The sequence below is a fragment of the Dactylosporangium sp. McL0621 genome (assembly GCF_049995355.1).
Lineage (GTDB): Bacteria > Actinomycetota > Actinomycetes > Mycobacteriales > Micromonosporaceae > Dactylosporangium.
The window spans coordinates 2,545,953-2,562,167 of sequence record NZ_CP188259.1 but is presented as its reverse complement, the minus strand read 5'-3'; the positions used below and the strand labels follow the sequence as shown (position 1 = coordinate 2,562,167).

Below are 16,215 nucleotides of genomic sequence, written 5' to 3'. Positions count from 1 at the left end.
CCGCGCCACGACTTATCGGATTTATACCCCGACCGGCCCCAAATCCGATTCGCCACTTTCAACGCCCTCCGCACGGCCCGATCCGGCTGGGAACTGTCGGCGGGCGACGGTCGACCGTGTTCAAACCGGCCCCGAGGCACTGAAGTGCTCAAACGTTCAACAGAAAACTTTGCTTGTCAGTTAAGAGTGAAAGATTGGACAGGTTCCAATCTTCGGATTGTGCACTCACAGGAGGGAGGGGGCCGCCACGAAGGTGTAGCCCATCTGCTGCATGCCCTCGATCAACTGCGGGAGGTACTGCAGGGCCAGGAACGGGTGGTAGAAGAAGCTCGCCACGTTGTCGCGGACCACGAGCTGGCGCCGCGCCGAGGCCAGCAGGTCAGGGGTCAGCCGGACGCCGTGCTGGTTAAATCTTTGTGTTGCCACGTTTCCAAGAGATTCCGGGATCACCGGCGTTCCATATGCGTCTTTTACGAGATATGGGTAGTACTGGCTCACTGAGCGTGTACCGGTGCCGCCGAGAATGCCGTTGAAGTACAGGACCTGCTCGTATCGGGCGCGTATGCCCGGCGCCGCGGCGATCGCCCGGTAGTCGGTCGCGCTGGCCGTGTAGTGCGGAAACTCCCAGATGTCCGGCGGTGTCAGGCCGGCCTTGGTCCACTCCTGGCGGGCCGCGTCCAGGCGGCCCAGGGCCCAGGCCGCGGAGTCGTCCGGCACCGGGCCGTTGAGCACCACGGCCCCGCGGCGTCGACGTGGGCGCGGTAGAACTCGTAATCCTCGGCGCTGACACCGTACGGATTCGGGGCGCCGGCGAATCCGTGTGTGTAGCCGTGCATGATCAGCGTTCCGCCCTGCTGCACCATGTACCGCAGCGCGTCCACGACCTGCGGAGTTCCGCTCAGCGTCCGGTGCACGGGCACGCCGCCGGAATAGATGCCGGCCGCGTCGTCGTAAACGGGGAATACCGCCACGGCAAACGGAACATTACGAGAATGCAGATAATCCGCGATCTGGCGCAGCTGGGCCGGGTCGGAGTGCGGGCCGACGTCCTCGATGCGCACCAGGGCGCGGTGCCGCGTCGGCGTCTTCGGGGCCAGCAGGTCGAAGAGCAGGTCGGCGATGACGAGGTACCGGTCGTCGAAGCTGACGTAGGTGAAGGGCACCTCGGCCACGTACGTCAGGCCGCCGACCCGCACCGCCCAGGGCCGTGACGTGCCGTCGGGCATCGCGGCCTCGGCCAGCGTCGTGGAGTACACACCCTGGGAAAGCACGGCGTGGACCAGGCCCCCGGCGTTCGCGTTGCGGGTCAGCTCGACGCCCCGGTAACGGATCCCGGTCGGCGCGGCATCGTCGATCGTCGCTGTCTGAAAACCGATTTGGGGGTACTTCCTGATCAACTGCCACACGTTCCCCCCGAGCCACAGCACGCTCAACCCGGTGGCCACGTCGGCGAGGAAGGCTTCGGGCAGCGGCTCGTCATACGTCGATCCGATATAGATCGTCAACTGGTACTTCTGGGCCGTTCCCGACGTGTACTTCGTCACTGGCATCGACTGCCAGGCATCGAAGTGAGAGGCCAAGTTCCCTGCTTGGACGGCATACAGCTCGCCCAGCGAGCCGTATTGCCCGCCCGTGTCATACAGGACGAGCACCCCGCTCGGCGGGTATGCAGGAGAACGGCCCGGTGACGGGCCCGCCCCGGAAGTACCGATTGGAGAGGTTTTGCAGGCGCTCAGCGACGACGCGGCGACGATGAACAGCACGATCCCGATGACCATGACGGCACGGCGCCGGACGGGCCCGAAGGTGACAGCCAGTATTCGGCGGACTGCAGCTCGAAGCATGAGCAACTCTCCGGAGAAGTCACCATCAAGGCTACCAAATCGGGTGCAATCCACCGGCCGGTCGGCGTTTCCTAGCGGGTCCGTCGACAAACGGGATGGTTGCGTCCGTCACTCAGCGCGGTACGATCCGGCAGAGCCGCCCTGCGGTGATCGGTGTGGAACCCCCTCCGCACCGCACCGCTCGTGGCACACCCGACGGAGGGCGATCTTGACTCGTTGCTGCCCGCTCGCAGCCCGCACACCGGACGAGCCAGGCCGTACGCGGCCAGGCGCCGGGACGGTGATGCCGCGGACGGCAGCCGCCTTCGGCGGGGCACGGCTCCATAGTGCTGAGAGGTCTGCATGAGCACGGCGATGCAGGTGCGGCTGCGTCACTGGCCCGGGATGAAGGTGTCCTGGCTCGGTGCCGGTGCGGTCGTCCACTCCGGTGAGGAGCCCAGCGCGGGTTCGGCGGCGCTTGTCGTCTCGCCCCACGGCTCCACCGAATGCGCGGTGGTGATCAGCTCCCATACGGTGAAGCTGCAGCCGGCAATGATCGAGGAGCTCGCCGAGGTCCTCGCCAACGGCCTGCCCCGCGGGTTCACCGCCATGCGCTTCGTCGCCTGGGACGGCGCCTGCGCCACCAACGAGCGCCCCGCCGCCGCGCACATGATCGCGATGCGGCTCGGCATCGACGTCATCGCCGCGGCCGGCCCGCTGCTGGGGGTACCCGGCGGCTCGCTCTTCGCCCCCGTCGGGCGCGGCGAGCAGCGGCCCGGCGGCTTCTGGCGCTTCCGCACCGGCACGCCCGCGGTCCGGGTGGGCTGGCGCTTCCCCGCCCCGACGTGGGAGTCGGACCTGTGCACCGAGATGCCGGAACTGCCCGGCGACCTCGTGCTCGACCAGATCCCGGCCGGCCTGTGGCTGCACCGCCGCCGCGTGGGCAGCGTGACCGACCTGGCGTACTCGGTGCCGACCGACCCCGAGAACCCGGCGATGATCCTCGGCCACCCCGGCGACGAGCCGCTGCACCGCGACGAGCTCGCCCGCGCCGTCACGGCCGTGCCGACGCTCGCCGCGGACCGGTGCGTCTTCACGCCGTACGGGCAGAACCCGATCGCCGAGGGCCCGGTCGGCCCGGTCGTCGCCGACGTGCTCGGCCGCGCCGTGCACGTGCGCACCGGCCTGCCGTTGTGCGCGCCCGCCGGCCAGCGCGCCGTCGTCACCATTGACAACAAAGGCCTTCCCCGCTGGCGTACCTTCGCCCGCGAGCTCTGGCACGCCCCCCGCACGGGCGCGCCGCGGCCGGTCGACTGGATCAACCCGTGCCCGGACGTGCTCGGCACCCCGGCCGGGCAGGCCACCTTCTCGCTCGGCTCCGGCTGGGTGCTCGAGGTCGTACAGGCCGGCCTGTGGGTGCGCCCGGAGCACCTCAACGACCCGGCCGACTGGGTGCGCGGGCTGCCCGTAGACGTCAACCGCTGCGCGGTGCTCGTCGGGGCGCCCAACGCCGCCGAGATCCCGCCGCCGGCGCACACGATCGCCGAGATCCTCGAGAAGCTGCCGATCGACGCGCGGAAGCGGGCCTACATCGCGGTACCGCGCGGCGCCGCCCCGAACGTGTTCATCCTGGCGACCGGGCTGCTCGAGTCGCTGCCCGAGCCGGGCGAGGTCGAGCTGGTGTCCCCGGCCACGCCGACCAACAGCGGCTCCTTCCCGGCCGTCACGCCTGACGCTCCGCGGCACGCGACCGGCCGCCACGGCGACGCGAACGGCCCGTTCCTCGTCGACGGGCGGCCCGCCAACGGCCACCCGTCCGGCGCGCACCCGACGGTGAGCCGATCGGCCGCGCACGAGCAGGACTACGAGCACGGGTACAGCTCACACACCGGTTCCTTCCCGGCCTTCTCCCCGTCGGACACCGACCGCGGCTCGCTCACCGGTTCGTTCCCGGCGGTGGACGCCGATCGCGGCTCGCGTTCGGGCTCGTTCCCGGCGTCCGACCCGGACCGCGGCTCCCGTACCGGCGCGTTCCCGCCGGTCGACGCGGACCGTGGCTCCCGCACCGGCGCGTTCCCGCCGGTCGACGCCGACCGCGGCTCGCGCACCGGCTCGTTCCCCGCTTTCCCGGCCGCCGACGCGCCCGCCGACCGCGGCCCCCGCAACGGCTCCTTCCCGCCGGCGGACGCGGACCGCGGCTCGCGCACGGGCTCGTTCCCCGCGTTCTCGCCCGCCGACCCGCCCACCACCTCGTTCGACGCCCAGCGGATGCCCCGCAACGGCGCCTCGCCGGCGACGGGCGCGTTCCCGGCGGTGCCCGAGTCGCCGACCGGCTCGTTCGCGCCGCTGACGCCGAATGGTTCGCAGCGTCCCGGGCGCCCCGGTGGGTACCCGGCCGAGCCTCCGGCGCAGCAGCCCCGCCCGCGTCCGGGCGAGACGACGGGTTCGTTTCCGACCGCGGCGTTCCGCAACGGCACCCCGGACGCGACGGCCCCGATGGTGCCGATCGTCCCGGGCCCGTCGGCTCCGGCCAACGGTCACGGCCACGGTCCCGCTCCGATGAACGGCCACGGCCCGGCCCCGGTCAACGGCCACGGCCCGGCTCCCGTCAACGGCCATGGCCACGGCCCTGGTCCCGCTCCGGCCAACGGGCACGGCCCCGGCGGCACGTACGGCGCGGCGCCGCAGGCTCCGAACGGCTTCCACGGCAACGGGCAGTACAACGGCTTCAACGGGGCCGCCCCGGCTCCGGCGCACCCGGACCTGCACGTGGCCCCGCCGCGCGCGTTCCACCGCGAGGACCAGCCGTTGCACCCGTCGGGCCCGGGAGCGCCGCACGGGTACAGCTTCGACGCCCCCGACTACGACGAGCACCACTTCGACCCGGTCACGCCGCCCACCCGCCACCACGAGGACCCGACCGGTCGCATGCCGGCGCAGCGGGCCCCGAGGCCGGACGAGCAGGCCGACCCGGCGGACGACACCTCCTCGACCAACACCGGCCGGGAGATCCGTTCGCACAACAAAAAGGGCAAGGTCCAGCGGGCCGACGACAAGACGAGCACGCAGGAACTCGACCGGCTGCTCGGCTTCTTCGACGAGATCCGCCGGGCGAAGGCCTGGGACGAAGACCCCAGCTCTCCGGACCAGCAGGCCGCCAAGCGCGCCGCGGCGGGCCAGCCCCCGGCCGGTCCGCGGCGAGCCCGGCACTGATCTAGACGCACCGAGCCGGCCCATCCGTTGCCACGGATGGGCCGGCTTTTTCGTGCCCCTCGTTCGGGTTAGCCCGATCGCCCGATACGGAGCGCCCGGCTCGTCGCGCCGGCGGGCCGCTACGATCGCACGGTGCTCGACATCATGCTGCCGCACTACGGTGAGCTGCCGTTGCTCAAGATCGCCGTGGAGAGCGTCCTCGCGCAGACTGATGAGCGGTGGCGGCTCACCGTGTTCGATGACAACCCGGTCGAGCGGGTGACAGGCGTTCCCGAGTACTTCGCGGCGCTGGGCCATCCGCGCGTGCGGTACGAGCGCAATCCCGCGAACCTGGGCATCACGCGCAACTTCCAGCAGTGCGTGGAGCGCGCCGAGGCGCCGTTCCTGAACATGATGGGCTGCGACGATGTCATGCTGCCGCGGTACGTCGAACGCATTCACGCACTGATCGAGCAACACCCGGACGCCGTACTCGTCCAGCCCGGGGTCGAGGTCATCGGCACCGACGGCGCCGTCGTGCGCACACTGGCGGACACGACGAAGCGGCGGGTGTACGCGCCGAAGATCGACGGCACCGTCCGCATGGTCGGCGAGGATCTCGCGGTGAGTCTCCTGCGCGGCAACTGGCTGTACTTCCCGTCGCTGACCTGGCGCACCAGCGAGATGCAGGCGGTCGGGTTCGACCTCGACCTCAAGGTCATCCAGGACCTGAAGCTGATCCTGGAGCTCGTGACGCGCGGCGGGGCGCTAGTGGCCGATTCCGATGTCGTGTTCCAGTACCGGCGGCACAACGAGAGCGTGTCATCCTCATCGGCGGTGACCGGCGGCCGGTTCAGCGAGGCGCGGGCGTTCTTCCTCGCGGCGGCGGAGGCCATGGACGCCCACGGATGGCGCCGGGCGGCCAAGGCCGCGCGCTGGCACCTGTCCTCACGCATCCACGCGCTCACCATGCTGCCGGCCGCCGCCAAGCAGCGCAGCGCCGGAAGTGTTCGAGTGCTGACGAAGTACGCGTTCGGCAAGCCCCACTAACGCGCACACGCACAGAAACGTGCAGCTCCGCGCAGACAGTGGACGCTCCCGCACGCACAGAACGCAGGACCCGCACGCGCAGAACGCGCGTTCGCGGACGCCCACGCACGCACAAACGCTCGCCCCGCACGCACGGAACGCACGTCCGCGCAGACAGCAGACGCTCACGCGCGCACAGAACACGCATCCGCGCAGACAACAGACGCACACGCGCGCACGCGCACACAGAACGCGAGTCCGCGGACGCTCACGCGCACACAGAACGCTCGCCCCGCACGCACAGAACGCGCGTCCGCACAGACAGCAGACGCACACGCGCACATAGAACGCTCGACCCGCACGCACGCAACGCGTGTCCGCGCAGACAGCAGACGCACACGCGCACACAGAACGCGAGTCCGCGGACGCTCACGCACGCAGGTGCGGGACGGGCTCAAGATCTGCGTCAGGGTGCTCTCGCGGCGGCCACGTGCGCGGGATGAGGCTCTTTTGCGGCGTCTTCGGGGAGCGCATCCGCGTCGCGCGCCGGCTACACGACGTGGTCACTCGCCCGATCGCCGTCATCTTCCTCTAGACCGGGTGCCTTTCGGCTGAGCCGCCCGCAACGTCCGCGTGCGGAGGCCCCTTCCGAGCCCTCTGAGGGCCCGCTGAGCGTTCTTGGCGAGCTGTCCGAGGTTCGCATCAGCCTCGGCACGCTCAGAGCCGTACACGGCCATCTCCCGCCACACCGGCAACATCTCTGCACGCTCCTTCGTCTCGTTTCGTCGCTTCATCGGTACGACGAACAAGCCGAACGGAACCGGACATACTCACCTCGAGCTTTCTGCACGACTTTTCTTGCGCCACGCGCTCGTCGCCGACCAAGGCCCGTGACGCGCGCTCAGCCCGGCCCGCGCGAACCTGCCCGTTCTGAGTGCGCAGGTTGAGCGTTCTGTCTGCGCAGACCCGCACGTTCTGTGCGCGCGGTCCTGCACGGTCCGTCTGCACGTTCGGTGCGTGCAGGTTGAGCGTTCTGTCTGCGCAGACCCGCACGTTCTGTGCGCGCCGTCCTGCACGGTCCGTCTGCACGGTCGGTGCGTGCAGGTTGAGCGTTCTGTCTGCGCAGACCCGCACGTTCTGTGCGCGCCGTCCTGCACCGTCCGTCTGCACGGTCGGTGCGTGCAGGTTGAGCGTTCTGTCTGCGCAGACCCGCACGTTCTGTGCGCGCCGTCCTGCACCGTCCGTCTGCACGGTCGGTGCGTGCAGGTTGAGCGTTCTGTCTGCGCGGTCCTGCACGGCCAGTCTGCGCGTTTCGTGCACGTGTGTAAGCGTCCGCTGTCTGTGCGGACGCTCGTTGCGTGCGTGCGGGTCGAGCGTTTGTGGCCGTCGCCAGAGCACCCTGACGCAGATCTTGAACCCCGTCCCGCGCACCTGGCCGCCGCCAGAGCGCCCGGACGTAAAATGTTGAGCCGCTTCCCAGGCACTTCGCCGTCGCGAGAGCGCCTTGGCGCAGATCTTGAGCCTCGCCCGGCGCACCTGGCCGTCGTCAGAGCGCGCTGGCGTAGATCTTGAGGGGGTGTGGGTGGAGCGAAGCTCCCCCACCGCGAGCGCAGCGAGCTGGAAATTCAGCTGGGGTGTGGGTGGAGCGAAGCTCCCCCACCGCGAGCGCAGCGGGAAATACAGCGGGAAGGGTGGGAGTCGAACCCACACGGGCGTTAAACCCAACGCCGTTTTCGAGACGGGTGCCGGCACCGATCGGCTGGCCTTCCCAGGTTGCTGTGCAGCGGAAAGTGAGGGGATCGAACCCCCGCGGGGTCGCCCCCGTCGACGGCTTAGCAAGCCGCAGCCTTACCTCTCGGCCAACCTTCCTCGCGTGAAAATGCAGTACCCGGAAGAGGATTCGAACCTCCAACCTTCTGGCCCTGAACCAGACGCCTCTTCCCGTTGGGCTACCCGGGCGTGGACCCGACCGGACTCGAACCGGTCACCTCCGCTTTGCAAGAGCGGCGCTCTTCCTGATGAGCTACGAGCCCGTGCGGCCCCGGGCGGTCGGCGGTAGCGACAGGGCCGACCGCCCAGGGCCTTGCGTCAGCGCTGGACCAGCGCGTGCCACGTCGGAATCGACGGCCTCGCGCGCAGCACCATGCCCGCTTCGGCGGGGGTGCGATCGCCCTTGCGCTGGTTGCAGCCCGTGCAGGCCGCAACGGTGTTCTTCCAGGTGTTCCGGCCGCCGCGGGAGCGGGGCTGGATGTGGTCGATCGTGGTCGCCTCGGTGCCGCAGTAGCCGCAGCGGCGGCCGTCGCGGGCGTGGACGCCGGCGCGCGACCAGGCCGGGCCGCCGGCGAAACGCCAGCGGGTGACGACGTAGGACACGAGCCGCACGACCCGCGGGAGCGGGTAGACCCCGATCACCCGGTCCGGCTCCGCCTCGTGGATCACGGCCACCTCGCGCAGGAGCATGCGGATGGCGTGGCGGAGTGAGACCCGGTGCAGGGGTCCGAGGTCGGCGTTGAGTACGAGAACCGCGGTCACTGGGCCTCCTCCCTTCATCTGCACTGCGCAACCAAACGACCTTGCGTACCGCGGGCGGGATTCGAACCCGCACCTGTCCCCTTTTGAGGAGGACGCCTCTACCCTTGGGCCACCACGGCATTATTAATCGATACTGGTAAATGTAAAATGGCACGAAAAAACCGCCCGGAACCGGCCCGGGCGGCTGACGTGACGTCGGGTCGTACCCCTAGTCACACCACCGGCCCGCACCCATTGTCAAGGCGCTGAGCAGCGAAGACGCGGCCAGTCGCTCGCTCATGGTCGGTCTCCTCTGCTCGTTGACGCCTTGACGTATTCAAAGATAGGCGCGTCGGCGGGGTGGCGCAAGAGATTAAATAGCGGCGGTGTAATGCGCGAGGTACAGGTTCATCTCGTCGGTGGACTCGTCGCCCTCGTTCACGCTGAACCACAGCGCGTTCTCCAGCCAGAACCGGTGGATGAACCGCTCGAAGGATCCGGCGACCTGCACCATGTTGGCGATGAGGGTCGAGCGGTCGACCTCCTCGAGGCCGACGATCTCCAGCAGCCACGGCGAGGCGATCACGAACGGCTCGGCGCCGGGGCGCAGGTACAGGTACCAGATGACCGCATCCTGCTGGTCACGCAGGAAGCGCACGAGCTGGGCGGTGGGCTCCACAGGGCTGGGGACCGGGCGCGGGGCCAGGTCGAAGTCGCAGCCCGTGCACGAGGGGATGGCGTCCATCAGCACCTGGCTGCCCATGAAGCGGGTGAACGGCTCCGGCAGCGCGATGTGCTCGGCGAGGGCCGCGACCTCCATGGCCCGCAGCGGGTCGTGCGGGGCGTCGGGCACGAGCCAGGAGAACGTGCCGTCGCAGCGTGACTCGTCCACCGCCGGCAGGCTCTCGGTGGAGTAGAGCTCGTAGGTTCCGATGCTCGCCCGGGCGGCGCCCAGGTCCGTGCCCCACCAGCCGTGCGGGAAGTCGATCGTCATGTGTCGCACGGTAGTTCGGCGACAGGGGTTCTTCCGTCGCCTATCGGACCGAGCGTAGTGCCTTTCGCCGTCCGTGGCCGATCAGGCACTGACCGCTGTCTCGGCGCCGGCGAGGGGGACGAGTCCCAGGTAGGTGAGCTTGTCGACGATCGCCTCGGCGGTGAACGGCTTGATCACGTACTCGTGCGCGCCGGCGGCGAGGGCCCGCACGATCTGGCCGTGTTCGCTCTCGGTGGTGACCATCATGAGGGTCATCTGGCGGAGATGTTTCTGTTTGCGTACCGCCATGACGAACTCCAGCCCGTTCATCTCCGGCATGTTCCAGTCGATCAGCGCCAGCGCCGGCTTGAGGTCGTCGTTCCAGATCTGGTCGAGCGCGTCCTTGCCGTGGGCCGCCTCGCGGACCTCGAAGCCGAGGGGCAGCAGGATCCTTCTCAGGATGCCCCTCATCGCGCGCGAGTCGTCGATGACCATGGCGAGCGTGTTGTCCATGCAGGCTCCTCCTCCGCGACCTTGATCGGCACCGGAGGGGGGCACTTGAGCAATTGTCAGGGCGCCTTGCTCGTACGCTTGAGCTGCAGCGTGTAGATCTGGTTGGACAGGCTCATGGCGACCGGGCCGCAGTTGACCTTCATCGGCTGGGGCACGCGGGCCTCGAGCTTGCCCTTGTAGTCGACGTGGCCGTTGCGGATGAAGGTCTCGGTGCCGTCGGGGCGGGGCGAGGAGTACGTCACCGTCGAGCCGTCGTACTTGAACTGGTACGAGATGAAGCCTTCGAAGATGTACTCGAACTGGGTCGAACCGTTGCTGCCGCGCAGGTGCATGCCGTCGCCGTAGTCGATCACGACCCGGCCGCTCTCGTTGTACCGGTGGTAGGCCCCACTGCCGGTGAACGGGAACGTGCCCGTGTTGAGCACCGTCACCTGCTCGTTGTGCTGCTCCTCGAGGAACACGCCGAGGATGCACGGCACGGCGGTCGCGCTGGGGCTCGCGGTGCCGGAGGCGCTCGGGCCGGGCAGGCCGCCGAGGGGGCCGGTCGGGGTCGGGCTCGGTTCGTCGGCGGTCGCGGAGTCGCTCGCGGCCACGACGGGGTTGGTGCCGCCGGTCAGTCCCTGGTCCTCCGGCTTGTCGTCGCCGCCGGCGAACGCGTAGACGATCACGCCGCCGACGAGCAGCAGGGCGACGATGCCGAAGATGACCCCGGGGATCAGCAGCGGGTTGCGCGAACGCGGCGGGGGCGGCGGCGGGTAGAAACCGGCCGGGGCCGGAGGGGCCGGCTGGTGCACCGCGCGGGGCGGGGCGGGCGGGGCCGGCTGGGGCACGGCCGGCGGAACCCACTGCGGCGCGGCCGGAGGCTGGATGGGTGGGGCCGGCTGCGGCACCGCGGGGGGCTGGGGCACCGCGGGAGTCTGCGGCACCGCGGGGGTTTGCGGCACCGGAGGGGTCTGGCCGCGGTACAGGCGGCACCCGACGCAGTATCCGGCCGGGTCGATGGCCTCAGTTCCGCAACGTGGACAACGCACCTGATCACTCCCTCCGCCGGGAGCCAATCTACCGTGGCGGTCCAAAGTGGAGGCAGCCCCACAACGCCCGGAGAAAATGGTGAGACCGGCATCCACGGGGGAAGACGCCGGTCTCGTTGAAAACTGTAGAGCGCGGCGCGCCTTTGCGCCAGCGGTGGGAAGTGGTCAATCCGCCGGAACCGGTTTCGGATTTTCACCGGGTCGGGGCCGGCGCGCCCGGACCGGTAGGGTGTCGAGCCAGGCGCGGGTGCTGGAGGAGGCCGATGTCGACCCTGTTCGTCGCCGGGCTCGGCATCGTGGGCCTGGTGCTGCTCACCGTCGGCGCCGACCAGCTCGTCGTCGGCGCGGGCCGGCTCGCGACGGTGCTGCGGGTCGCGCCGGTGATCGTCGGCGTCGTGATCATCGGGCTGGGCACGAGCGCGCCGGAGTTCGTGGTCTCGGGCACCGCCGCGGTGCGGGGGAACGCCGCCCTCGCCCTGGGCAACCTGGTCGGCTCGAACATGCTCAATGTGACGCTGATCCTGGGCGTGGTCGCGGTGGTCTCGCCGGTGGTGGTGCGCTCGTCCGTGCCGGTGCGCGAGGCGCCGCTCATGGTCGCCGGGGTCACGGTCTTCGGGGCGTTCGCGCTCGTCGGGCTGAAGTTCGTGGCGGGCGTACTGCTGGCCGTCCTCAGCATCGGGGCGCTCATGCTGCTGGTGCGGCTGTCACGGGTACCACCGGATGATCCCCTGCCCGATGACGTCGCCGCGTTCGTCGAGCCGGCCCCCGCGCCCGGCCGGTGGTGGGTCGAGGCGGCGCGGTGCGCGGTGGGTCTGGCCGCGACCCTGGGCGGCGCGCAGCTGCTCGTGGCCAACGCCTCCACGCTCGCGCACCGCTGGGGCCTCAGCGACGCGGTGATCGGCTTCACGCTCGTCGCGGTCGGCACGTCGCTGCCGGAGCTGATGACGTCGGTGCAGGCGCAGCGGCGCGGCTGGAGCGATCTGATGGTGGGCAACCTGCTGGGTTCCAACCTGTTCAACAGCCTCATCGGCGGGGCGGTCGTGGGGATCGCGGCCGGCCGGCACACCATCGCGCCGTTCGGGTTCGCGGCGGTGACCGCGATGGTCGTGGCCGGCCTCCTGGCGTGGCTGCTGCTCAAAAGGGGCAATCGCATCACCCGGCCGGAGGCTTGCGTGCTGCTGTGCGCGTACGGCCTCATGCTCCCGCTGTTGATCTCCGCCAACCCGTGACGTTTCCGCTCCGGCGGGCTGGGTACGCGGCCTGAATGGGCGACGCAATGGTCCGGACCCACCAGTCCGGCGAGGTACCCGGCGGCACGGTCGTGGTGGAGGTGCTCGGCCCGCTCGAGGCGGCCACCGTGAGCGCGCTGCGCTCCGTCGTGCTGGACACCGTGGAGACGTACCGTCCCCGGCTGCTCGCGATCGACCTGCGGCGGGTGCCGTTCATGGACTCGATCGGCATCGGGGCGCTGGTGGCGGCGAGCAACAAGGTGCGCGAGGTCGGCGGCGACATCGAGGTGCGCAGCCCGTCACCGTTCGTGCACCGGCTGTTGCAGATCACCGGCCTGACCGAGCTGTTCGGCCTGCCCGACCTGCCCGAGGACGCGCCCGTGTCGGGCGCGCCCGTCGAGCTGCGGGCCGACCCGCACTAGCACGACCCTCCGCTCAGCCGCGGTCGACCTTGATCGTGGGGACGCCACCCAACGGCGTCGGACGTCGTATCGGTCCGCCGCTCAGCCGCGGTCGACCTTAATCGTGGGGACGCCACCCAACGGCGTCGGACGTCGTATCGGTCCGCCGCTCAGCCGCGGTCGACCTTAATCGTGGGGACGCCACCCAACGGCGTCGGACGTCGTATCGGTCCGCCGCTCAGCCGCGGTCGACGGTGATCGTTGAGACGCCGCCCGCGGCGTCGACGTCGTAGCGGTCCGCCGCGGTGTCCCATCCGCCGGAGGCGAACGTGGCCCCGGCGGTGACGCCGTTGTGCTCGTCGCCGTCGATGCCGACCCGGCCCGCTCCCCCGCCGGCCTTCACCCGCACCGGCACGGACGCGGGCGCGTGGATGCGCACGGCGCTCGCCCCGCCGTCGATGCGGACCGGGACGGTACCGCCCGGGGCCGGGAGCGTGAGCTCGATGGCGGAGACGCCGCCGACGTACTCGACGCCCGCGAGGTGGCGCAGGTCGCGCAGGTCGGCGTGGTTGCGCTGGGCCCCGGCGGTGAAGCGGACGTCCCAGCGCACGTCGCGGTTGAGCCGGATCGTGACCGAGGCATCACCTCCGGTGACGTGAACCTCGACGCGATCGCCGGAGTCGTCGACCGACGGGCCGTGCGCGCTGTCGACGCGGTACAGCGTGTCGCCGAGGTCCGCAGCCTGGACCGTCACCGAGGTGGCGCCGGTGACGAGGTCGAGGGTGGCGTGGTCGCGGCCGTCGACGCCGCCGGTGACGGTGTGCGCCGCCTCGCCGGTGCGCTGGCCGGTCAGCCGGGGCCAGGCCGCGACCGTGACGACGGCGATGACGATCAGCGCGACGAGGATGAGGCCGCCGATGAGGTACACCGAGCGGGGCGGCGGGCCCGAGGGCGCCGGGGTCTCAGGGGGTCGCGTATCGACGGCAGCCATGCCGTTGTGGTGTCCCGGCGCGTCGCGGAGCAAACCCGCAACGGAAGAAACCCAAGACCGGGGCCGCCGCCACGGGGGAAGCGGCGGCCCCGGCTGTCCTTGGGTTGCAGGAAATGTACTCCGCGGACGCGCCTCTGCACAGCCCCAAATCGTGCCGTCTTCCCGACTGTCCAATGTGGAGCACTCCGGTGCATCCGTTGCCAGGCCACGGATTCCGTCGCCATGATTTGGAAGGATTGTTTCCCGTTGCTGGTCGGCGCGCATTTACGGACGACTATTGACTTGATCGCAGATACGCAGGCTGCCTAGAAGCGCTCCCATAGATTGACCAGAGCCTATGCGTGAGTAGGCCCGGGCCGGCCGGGGATTCCGTCGACCCGGACAGCCTCAGGACAGCTGGGCGGCGCGGCGCCCGGCCTCGGCCGGGGTCAGCAGCTCCCCGTCGAGCACCACGGCCCAGAAAGCGTCGAGCGGAATCCGCTCGAACAGCGGGGAGCCCAGACCCTCGAAGACGTCCTCGGGTACCAGCTTCAGCGAGGTGGTCACCACGATCGTGGGCACGGCGCGGGCCAGCTCCAGCGTGCCCTTGATGTTGAGCACCCGGGTCGGGCTGATCGCGTCGGCGCCGGCCACGCCCGTGACGGGCGCCAGGCCTTCGGTGCCCGGCGCGTCGACGGTGCCGCTGGGCAGGGCGGCGACGGCGGCCTTGACCAGGGCGCTGCTCGGTGCGGTACGAACCCAGCCGCCCCGTTGCTGGAGCAGTCTGGTGGCGACCGCGACCGAGCGCTCGACGTCGCGGTCGAGCTGCTCGCGGATCGCGCGCAGGGCGGGGCCCGGCTCGGCCCCGTTGGCCGCCCGGGCGATGTGCCACATCGACGCGTACCCCGGAAGCAGCCCCGGCAGCGGCGCCACCATCGCACGCAGGGTCGCCGGATCGCCCACGAACTCGGCGAGCCCGTCGAGCACCTGCCGGGCCACTCCGGTGGCCCCCGACGTCCGGTCCTGCACTGCCGCGGTCAGTAGCGGCGACAACGTTGGCGCGCTCATGCTGGCTCCGTTTGCTCACATGTCCAAAACGGACATCGACCCCAGACAACCCATGTATGAGACAGCCGGGGTCGATCTCCGTCAAGTAGACAAACGAGCAAGAAGCACTCGGCGCTGCGGGTCTTTACCGGGCGGCAATCGGGGTGTAATCGCGAGAGCCGTAGCCGGTGTACACCTGGCGCGGGCGGCCGATCTTGGTCTCCGGGTCGTTGATCATCTCGCGCCACTGGGCAATCCAGCCCGGCAGGCGGCCGAGCGCGAACAGCACCGTGAACATCGTCGTCGGGAAGCCCATGGCCTTGTAGATGAGGCCGGTGTAGAAGTCGACGTTCGGGTACAGCTTGCGCGAGACGAAGAAGTCGTCGGCCAGCGCGATCTCCTCGAGCTGCATGGCCAGGTCGAGCAGCGGGTCGGGCGCCGCCATCCGGCCGAGGACCTCCTGGGCGGCCTTCTTGACCAGGGCCGCGCGGGGGTCGTAGTTCTTGTACACGCGGTGGCCGAAGCCCATGAGGCGGACGCCCGCCTCCTTGTTCTTGACCTTGCGCACGAACGACTGGACGTCGCCGCCGTCGGCGTGGATCTGCTGCAGCATCTCCAGCACGGCCTGGTTGGCGCCGCCGTGTAGCGGGCCGAACAGCGCGTTGACGCCGGCCGAGACCGACGCGAAGAGGTTGGCCTGGCTGGAGCCGACGAGGCGCACCGTGGAGGTGGAGCAGTTCTGCTCGTGGTCGGCGTGCAGCAGCAGGAGCATGTCGAGGACCTTGACCGCGACCGGGTCGATCTCGTACGGCGTGGACGGGACGCCGAACGTCATGCGCAGGAAGTTCTCGACGTAGCCCAGGGAGTTGTCCGGGTACAGCATGGGCTGGCCGATGGCCTTCTTGTACGCGTACGACGCGATCGTGGGCACCTTGGCCAGCAGCCGGATGGTGGAGATCTCCACCTGCTCCTTGTCGAACGGGTTCAGGCTGTCCTGGTAGAACGTGGACAGCGCGCTGACCGCGGAGGACAGCACCGCCATCGGGTGCGCGTCGCGCGGGAAGCCGTCGAAGAAGCGGCGCATCTCCTCGTGCAGCAGCGTGTGGTGCTGGATGCGGTTGGTGAACTCCTCCAGCTGGGAGGTGCTCGGCAGTTCGCCGTGGATGAGCAGGTAGGACGACTCCAGGAAGGTCGAGCCCTCGGCGAGCTGCTCGATCGGGTAGCCGCGGTAGCGCAGGATGCCCTCGTCGCCGTCGATGTAGGTGATCGACGAGACGCACGAGGCCGTGTTGACGAAGCCGGTGTCGAGGGTGACCTGGCCGGTCTGCTTCAGCAGCGAGCCGACCTCCAGCCCGCCCGGGCCCTCGGTCGCCTTGCGTACCTTGAGCTCGAGCTCGCCGTCGGGGTATGTGATGTTGTACTCACTCATGCGCGTCGTTCCCGTCTCGTCCCGCAGTCCGGCTCCTGGCCGCGGCCGCCATTGCCCACGACCGGCG

14 protein-coding genes and 5 tRNA genes are annotated in these 16,215 nt (G+C 70.0%); 4 read left to right on the top strand and 15 right to left on the bottom strand.

Translation table 11 applies throughout. The features are described from left to right. Positions 1–225 precede the first annotated feature (225 nt). Together ACPPVO_RS11820 and ACPPVO_RS11815 are read right to left on the bottom strand one after the other, a co-directional pair. Positions 226–735 carry a DUF2334 domain-containing protein gene (locus ACPPVO_RS11820; RefSeq protein ID WP_426511241.1) on the bottom strand — a complete coding sequence of 170 codons (510 nt, stop codon included), beginning with the start codon at positions 733–735 and terminating at the stop codon, positions 226–228. Continuing rightward, positions 642–1,763: a DUF2334 domain-containing protein gene (locus ACPPVO_RS11815; protein ID WP_426511240.1), complete on the bottom strand. Its 1,122-nt coding sequence runs from the start codon at positions 1,761–1,763 to the stop codon at positions 642–644. The genes ACPPVO_RS11820 and ACPPVO_RS11815 overlap by 94 nt, the downstream gene beginning before the upstream one ends. A gap of 423 nt (positions 1,764–2,186) precedes the next feature. On the opposite strand from ACPPVO_RS11815, the gene ACPPVO_RS11810 reads away from it, so the two are divergent. Together ACPPVO_RS11810 and ACPPVO_RS11805 are read left to right on the top strand one after the other, a co-directional pair. Continuing rightward, on the top strand, positions 2,187–5,036 hold the full coding sequence (locus tag ACPPVO_RS11810; protein WP_426511239.1) for a hypothetical protein: 2,850 nt from the start codon (positions 2,187–2,189) through the stop codon (positions 5,034–5,036). Positions 5,037–5,168: 132 nt separating this feature from the next. Continuing rightward, on the top strand, positions 5,169–6,065 hold the full coding sequence (locus ACPPVO_RS11805; RefSeq protein WP_426511238.1) for a glycosyltransferase family 2 protein: 897 nt from the start codon (positions 5,169–5,171) through the stop codon (positions 6,063–6,065). Positions 6,066–6,761: 696 nt separating this feature from the next. Here ACPPVO_RS11805 and ACPPVO_RS11800 read toward each other — a convergent pair. The 10 genes from ACPPVO_RS11800 to ACPPVO_RS11755 form a co-directional block, all read right to left on the bottom strand. Continuing rightward, a complete protein-coding gene (locus ACPPVO_RS11800; RefSeq protein ID WP_426511237.1) occupies positions 6,762–7,364 on the bottom strand; it encodes a hypothetical protein in 603 nt (200 codons plus the stop codon). A gap of 363 nt (positions 7,365–7,727) precedes the next feature. Further along, positions 7,728–7,814: transfer RNA gene (locus ACPPVO_RS11795), tRNA-Ser, on the bottom strand. A 14-nt stretch (positions 7,815–7,828) separates the two neighbouring features. Further along, positions 7,829–7,913 (bottom strand) — tRNA-Ser (locus ACPPVO_RS11790). Positions 7,914–7,929: 16 nt separating this feature from the next. Then, positions 7,930–8,003: transfer RNA gene (locus tag ACPPVO_RS11785), tRNA-Leu, on the bottom strand. Between the two features lies 1 nt (position 8,004). Beyond that, positions 8,005–8,077, bottom strand: a tRNA-Ala gene (locus tag ACPPVO_RS11780). A gap of 55 nt (positions 8,078–8,132) precedes the next feature. Further along, on the bottom strand, positions 8,133–8,576 hold the full coding sequence (locus ACPPVO_RS11775; RefSeq protein ID WP_426511236.1) for an HNH endonuclease: 444 nt from the start codon (positions 8,574–8,576) through the stop codon (positions 8,133–8,135). A 46-nt stretch (positions 8,577–8,622) separates the two neighbouring features. Beyond that, positions 8,623–8,695 (bottom strand) — tRNA-Leu (locus ACPPVO_RS11770). Positions 8,696–8,928: 233 nt separating this feature from the next. Further along, the gene (locus tag ACPPVO_RS11765) at positions 8,929–9,549 is read right to left on the bottom strand and encodes a hypothetical protein (RefSeq protein WP_426511235.1); all 621 of its coding nucleotides are present in this window, start codon (positions 9,547–9,549) and stop codon (positions 8,929–8,931) included. A gap of 81 nt (positions 9,550–9,630) precedes the next feature. Next, the gene (locus ACPPVO_RS11760; RefSeq protein WP_426511234.1) at positions 9,631–10,041 is read right to left on the bottom strand and encodes a response regulator; all 411 of its coding nucleotides are present in this window, start codon (positions 10,039–10,041) and stop codon (positions 9,631–9,633) included. A gap of 56 nt (positions 10,042–10,097) precedes the next feature. Then, complete coding sequence (locus ACPPVO_RS11755; protein WP_426511233.1) at positions 10,098–10,949, bottom strand: hypothetical protein; 852 nt, start codon at positions 10,947–10,949, stop codon at positions 10,098–10,100. A gap of 386 nt (positions 10,950–11,335) precedes the next feature. Here ACPPVO_RS11755 and ACPPVO_RS11750 point away from each other — a divergent pair, with 386 nt between their 5' ends. Continuing rightward, complete coding sequence (locus ACPPVO_RS11750) at positions 11,336–12,301, top strand: sodium:calcium antiporter (protein WP_426511232.1); 966 nt, start codon at positions 11,336–11,338, stop codon at positions 12,299–12,301. A gap of 35 nt (positions 12,302–12,336) precedes the next feature. After that, positions 12,337–12,723 carry an STAS domain-containing protein gene (locus ACPPVO_RS11745; RefSeq protein ID WP_426511231.1) on the top strand — a complete coding sequence of 129 codons (387 nt, stop codon included), beginning with the start codon at positions 12,337–12,339 and terminating at the stop codon, positions 12,721–12,723. A gap of 217 nt (positions 12,724–12,940) precedes the next feature. Here the strand turns inward: ACPPVO_RS11745 and ACPPVO_RS11740 are convergent, their stop codons facing one another. The 3 genes from ACPPVO_RS11740 to ACPPVO_RS11730 form a co-directional block, all read right to left on the bottom strand. Further along, complete coding sequence (locus tag ACPPVO_RS11740; protein ID WP_426511230.1) at positions 12,941–13,693, bottom strand: hypothetical protein; 753 nt, start codon at positions 13,691–13,693, stop codon at positions 12,941–12,943. A 387-nt stretch (positions 13,694–14,080) separates the two neighbouring features. Continuing rightward, complete coding sequence (locus ACPPVO_RS11735; protein ID WP_426511229.1) at positions 14,081–14,740, bottom strand: hypothetical protein; 660 nt, start codon at positions 14,738–14,740, stop codon at positions 14,081–14,083. A 124-nt stretch (positions 14,741–14,864) separates the two neighbouring features. Continuing rightward, positions 14,865–16,148: a citrate synthase gene (locus tag ACPPVO_RS11730; RefSeq protein WP_426511228.1), complete on the bottom strand. Its 1,284-nt coding sequence runs from the start codon at positions 16,146–16,148 to the stop codon at positions 14,865–14,867. Positions 16,149–16,215: the final 67 nt, after the last annotated feature.